The organism is Streptomyces sp. BK79 (genome assembly GCF_044142145.1).
Taxonomy (GTDB): Bacteria; Actinomycetota; Actinomycetes; order Streptomycetales; family Streptomycetaceae; genus Streptomyces.
Window position 1 is genome coordinate 1 of record NZ_JBHVOC010000081.1, and the last position, 915, is coordinate 915.

Genomic DNA, 915 nt, shown 5'->3' on the forward strand with positions numbered 1-915 from the left:
TGGTCGGCCATGAGGGTGTCGTAGACGGGCCGGTCGACGGAGCGCAGGACGCCGATGGGGGTGTGGTGGAGGGTGTCGGGGTCGGCGAGGCGGGAGAGGGCGAAGGCGGTGGTGGGGGAGGTGGCGTGGGCGTCGTGGACGAGGATGTCGGCCTCGTTGTCGGGGGTGACGGTGACGACGGTGAGGTCGCCGGTGGCCGGGTCGCGGACGACGCCCTTGGTGTTGTCGGTGCCGAAGCGGATGGGCTGGCCGTGTTCGAGGCGGATGACGGCTTCCTGGGCCCGTTGTTTGTCTTTGAGGGCGTCGAAGGCGCCGTCGTTGAAGATGTTGCAGTTCTGGTAGATCTCGACGAGGGCGGTGCCGGGGTGGGCGGCGGCCTGGCGCAGGACCTCGGTGAGGTGTTTGCGGTCGGAGTCGACGGTGCGGGCGACGAAGGACGCCTCGGCGCCGAGGGCGAGGGAGACGGGGTTGAAGGGGGCGTCGAGGGAGCCCATCGGCGTGGATTTGGTGATCTTGCCGACTTCGCTGGTGGGGGAGTACTGGCCCTTGGTGAGGCCGTAGATCCGGTTGTTGAACAGGAGGATCTTGAGGTTGACGTTGCGGCGCAGGGCGTGGATGAGGTGGTTGCCGCCGATGGACAGGGCGTCGCCGTCGCCGGTGACGACCCACACGGACAGGTCGCGGCGGGAGGTGGCCAGGCCGGTGGCGATGGCGGGGGCGCGGCCGTGGATGGAGTGCATCCCGTAGGTGTTCATGTAGTACGGGAAGCGGGAGGAGCAGCCGATGCCGGAGACGAAGACGATGTTCTCCCTGGCCAGACCCAGTTCCGGCATGAAGCCCTGCACCGCGGCCAGGACGGCGTAGTCACCGCATCCCGGGCACCAGCGCACCTCCTGATCGGACTTGAAGTCCTTC

General features: G+C 68.3%; 1 protein-coding gene. It reads right to left on the bottom strand.

What is annotated here, in order from left to right; genetic code table 11:
• A partial coding sequence (locus tag ACFIF2_RS35855) for a 2-oxoacid:ferredoxin oxidoreductase subunit beta (protein ID WP_395577481.1) occupies positions 1-915 on the bottom strand: 915 nt, incomplete at both ends.